Source organism: Psychrobacter okhotskensis (genome assembly GCF_013248965.1).
Classification (GTDB): domain Bacteria; phylum Pseudomonadota; class Gammaproteobacteria; order Pseudomonadales; family Moraxellaceae; genus Psychrobacter; species Psychrobacter okhotskensis.
On record NZ_JABRVQ010000051.1, the window covers coordinates 1 to 4,722 of the forward strand.

At 35.2% G+C, this 4,722-nt stretch carries 5 protein-coding genes and 1 pseudogene; all 6 read right to left on the reverse strand.

Features of this window, described 5'->3' with window-relative positions; genetic code table 11:
• Positions 1-488: pseudogene (locus tag HQR03_RS13915) on the reverse strand (hypothetical protein); the annotation flags it as partial.
• 34 nt (positions 489-522) lie between these two features.
• On the reverse strand, positions 523-888 hold the full coding sequence (locus tag HQR03_RS13920) for a DUF7079 family protein (protein ID WP_025652071.1): 366 nt from the start codon (positions 886-888) through the stop codon (positions 523-525).
• Entirely contained in the window at positions 873-1,706 is an 834-nt protein-coding gene (locus HQR03_RS13925) for a hypothetical protein (RefSeq protein ID WP_025652072.1), read from the reverse strand. Before HQR03_RS13925 ends, HQR03_RS13920 begins: the two co-directional genes overlap by 16 nt.
• A gap of 21 nt (positions 1,707-1,727) precedes the next feature.
• Positions 1,728-3,002, reverse strand: coding sequence for a DUF2345 domain-containing protein (locus tag HQR03_RS13930; protein ID WP_173240624.1), 1,275 nt, complete (start codon positions 3,000-3,002; stop codon positions 1,728-1,730).
• A 32-nt stretch (positions 3,003-3,034) separates the two neighbouring features.
• Complete coding sequence (locus tag HQR03_RS13935) at positions 3,035-3,619, reverse strand: hypothetical protein (protein ID WP_156915640.1); 585 nt, start codon at positions 3,617-3,619, stop codon at positions 3,035-3,037.
• A 67-nt stretch (positions 3,620-3,686) separates the two neighbouring features.
• Complete coding sequence (locus HQR03_RS13940; protein WP_025652075.1) at positions 3,687-4,502, reverse strand: hypothetical protein; 816 nt, start codon at positions 4,500-4,502, stop codon at positions 3,687-3,689.
• Between the last annotated feature and the right edge of the window lie 220 nt (positions 4,503-4,722).

Genomic DNA, 4,722 nt, shown 5'->3' on the forward strand with positions numbered 1-4,722 from the left:
TTAGGGCTTAAACGAGGTTCACTTAAACTTTTAGCATAAGTCCAACCTTTATCTTGTAGTTCTTTAAAGAAAGCCATCATTTTCTGATAGGCATCTTCGTCTGATATACCGTTGTCTGTAGTGTCGAAGAAAAAATCAACTGTAATTTTATTCAACCCTCTCTGCTCGCTAGTTACCTTATCCATAGCTAAAATAGTGACAACTTGGTCAATCTTAAAACTATCATCAGAATAATGGAAAATTGCTTTCCCCATGTTGCTTGTTGGAAAGTCATAACCTTGGAAAGTGGCTCCCATAGGTTGAGCGTCTCCTTCTTGAAACGCTTTATACTCAGGGTTGGCATCGTATAACTCTTTAGCTGTCATGTTTAATGAAATTTCTAAAGGTTTATAAGGCATAGTGCTCTCTTTTTCTGCTTGGCAGGCAGTAGTTGAAAAAGATAGTGATGCTAATATTAAGGTTACTTTTAGAAGTTTATATTTAAACATAACCATCCCTGTTATTGGTTAACCTCTAAGTATTTCAATTGTTTTTCAAAAAAATAATCTCTTTTTGTAATTCCAACCATTCTGATTTATAGTGAAACTTATAATACTTTACTAAAAAGTCAGCTTTTAATTTATATAATTTTTCATTATTATATCTTGAGATATGTTGTTCAATTAATGGTGCAATAGTGTCAATCTCAAAAAAAGACCACACAGCAGGTATAACGCTTGAAAAATTTAGTGAACAAATAGGGGCTACTTCATAAAACAATGAATATTCAATTGTATCTAAAGAATAACTTTGAACTTTCTTCGCAATAGCATCGTAATTTATTTCATTATCAACAAATAATTCAGATAATGCTGACCATAATTCTCTTTTTTTCACAATACCTTCCATGTAGTAAACTCCTCCGCCTCTTCATATAGAGCTTCACCTACTTCCGAACCTATTAGTCCTCCTAACACACTACCAACTAGTATTACGGCAACGAAACATATAGGAGCACCAGGCCCACAGATTATTGATGCTCCCATTCCTGCAAGCGTACCTCCAGCTAGGCCACCACCAATAGTGCCACCTTGAACAAATGACTCTTTAACTTTATTTTCTGCTGTAGCAATATAATAGATTGCTAAGGCAGCAGTAACTACCCAAAGAACCTTACCTAATACCTTTAAACGTTTTACTTTTATTGTTACACTTTTACGGTTCCTACCAGAAGCCTCTATAATATGGTATTGTACTTTTTGTTTTTCTATTGGACTTAGTTTATTAAATTTTTTGGAAAAAAGTTTTTCTGAATACTTATCCATTAGATCTTCTGTACTAACTCCAACTTTCTTCATTTTAATTGCCCCAGCCTGACTTTGTACTGATGTTATACTTCTTGTTTCTTCCATAATTACGTTACGCATTTTACTACTGTACTCTAAACCTTCTACAACAGTAATCTTTCCACTATCTACTGCCTTTAAAGTCTCATTAGAAATCTCTTTTATTTTTTTAGTATAGTTAATTCTAGCATTTGCATCTTTTATGAAATCTTTAGCGAATTTAGAGGCTGCACCTTCAAATCCTTTGATAGAATGGTTAAGGACTTCCGTCCCATCAACATAATTTATATTATTAATTTTAGCTTGTTCTTCAAGATAAACTCTATCTTTCCAAGCTCTAGTGGCAGAGTTATAATCACTAACTCCTGTGTAACCGCTCATAGAAACCTCCTTTATTTAATATTACTCGGACATTAATTTTAATATATCGTCAACTAAGCTATTTTTAGATTTAGTCTTTTCATCAAATAAAATTTCAAATATTCTTACTTCTTCGCCGTATATATCTTTAAACTCTACATAACTGTTTTCGTCAAATATTGAATCTATAGAATCTCCATTGGTTAGAGTCAAGCGACATTTCATTCCAGCTAAATCAAGAGTATTTTCTTCAAAAGCAACCCAATCTGGTTTTCGTAGTACTGAATTTTTTAGTTTAACGATATGTTGTGGTAACCCCGCCAATCCTAACCCATCCATACCGCCTCCAGCCTTACTATGCTTCCCAGCTTTCTCCGTAAACTGCTTAGCGGCGATAGTGATATTAGCGCCTTCTAAGACAATACTCGCACCACCAGCCGTCAGCGTGATCTTGTTCGTTGCGACTATCTCAACCTCTTTGGTCGAGGAGGCGATGTTTATATCCTGCTTAGCCGTGGCTTCAAGCTTACCCGTATGGGCGGAGAGGGTGATATTGTCTTTCGCATTGGTCATACTAAATTGACCATCGGCTATGATATTGAGTGACTCACTACTCACTTGATTATGACTATCGCCACTACTAATACTCATATCTTGCTGAGTGGTATTAATCATCTCACCCATAGTTCTATGAATCAGTATATCGTCACTGACATAACTTGTGTCTGCTGCGCTGTCGATTAGCGTGTAAGGTGTTTGCTGATGGGTTTTAGTGTCTTGTTCCTTGGCGATACTCTCTAACTGAGTTTTAATATTGGCATGGTCTTTGACGTTTCTGCCTAGTCCCGTTGCCAATTGCGTGAGTCGCTCAGCTAAGTGTTGACCACCCAATGCTGTTTGCGTCAGCGTCGGGGTATGCTGTTGATAGTTATGCTGTCCAGATTGAGCGTGGGTTTGTGCTTGGGTGGAGAGAACGAGCGCTTCGCCTGATTTTATATTGATTTGGGCATTAGTAGCCGCATTGATACCTTGACGTTTGGTGGTTTCTGATGGATTGATAACCCCCATTTTTAGACTGGCAGATATCCCAGCACTGTCTACTTTTAGCTGAGAGTACGCTTTTTCTGTACGGTGATCAGTGATCCATTCCGATAAACCGTTACCCGTGTTGCGATAACCACTTTCGACCGCTTGTTCGTTATCCGTGGCAAATAGGCTAGGGCGACTTGATGATAATAAGCTACCCGTATTAATCAGATGCTCGCTATCACCGATAGACTGAACTAGCGTTTGATCATCGGCTCTATGAGTGCTCACCATCATTTGTTAGTGCAGTCTATTAATATACTTTACTGCGCTTTCAGCTCTTCAATCTTTTTTTGATCACTAAGAATAAATTTAAATTCTTCCAATTCAGGATATGAAAGTTTTGAAAAGTAATTTATTGAGTCCATATCCATCGGCTGAATTATAAATCGGTCATGGTCTGAAGAATAAGTGAATTTTCTAGAATCAGGTAATTCTGATATTTTTTTTTCTTCTAACAGATAAGTATCGAAAGTAGTACCATAGTTTTCATTTTTTTTATATAAACCGTAATCTAGCAGATAGATTTGATTGTCTATTTCTAGTATTTTGAATTTATTCTTTACATCTGTATTGTAATGATCATATATTTGATCTTTACTTATACTAAAAAATTTTCTGTTTTTATAGTTGACGAATAGTTCATAAACGAAGGAGTTATCAAGATCAATTTTTCTCGTCGAGTTACTGTATTTTTCTTGATTATGAATACTAATTAGCTTAGTTTCAACATACTCACTATATTCATGACTATTCCTTAATAACTCAATATTTACCACAATATTATCCTGTAAATGTTTGTCGACATCTATATCTATATAAAGGTTTTTTTCTGCGTTAATAGACATAACTTTACTCACTAAATATATAGTTAATAATAGAATAATTACAATAAAAGGTATGCAATAGTATTTCTTACCTATGATCATTGAATATACCTTGATGAGAATTATTAGTAATAGTGTTATTTTTATAGAACCTCATAACTTCCGCTTTTGGAAAATCTTTAAGATTGGGTTTTTCTACTCCCTGCCAAGTTATAGAATCAAGACCCTTGCCGCCTAAGCTACCTACCATGTAGGTATTGGCAATATCCCAGCCTGCTCCTCCAAATATAGGAATACTTCGAGCGCCTGTCGTTACTCGGTAATCAGGAAATACAGAAGGGAAGGATGATGTGCTTTGACCTATAACTTCAACAGTAGAATAGTTCGGTAATGCTGAAATTCTTTTAGCAAAAGAATTAGTTTTTAAGGCAGATCTACATCCAAAGAAAACACATCTAGTTGTAGTTACACCTTTGTATGTAGCCCAGTTAAAATCTATACTTGACCAGCCATCTATATGCATTTGCTTTTTTTTGTCATTAAGCGGAGGGTCGTTAGGTGTATCATAAGTGATAGGCCCATCAGTTCCAGAATGAGAAAATATACTTACTTCTCTAGTTCTAACTTTACTTTTGCCTCCGTATTTTTTTATATAATTATTTATTATGACTTGTATTTCTTGTAAGGCTTGTATTGGAGGACAGTGAACCTTATGAATACTAGACTTGTACCAGCTTGATTTTTTAATATTTTTTAGTCTCGTTTGTGCTGACTCAGAAAACATTTTTGTTCCACTATCCCATTCATCAACCCAAAATAGTAAAAATAACTCGATAGGAGGAGAAATTTTTACTTTTTTATTATTATTGGGTGTAGATTTTGTAGTACCTGTAGATGAAGACATTACTTACTCCTTTCATTATCACTCTGCCAATCAAGTTTCAAAACCACCTCAATATCGTCTTCACTATTAGATTGAAACCTTTCTGACCAACCGTCTTTATCTGTATTACTGTAGTGGTCAACTAATTTAGGACACCTAATAAGAGGTTTTGATTAAAGTAACGTCTCTCTGTTTCAGCTGGTGTTAAATAATTGTTGAAGCTGTGCGGTCTCACGGTTTG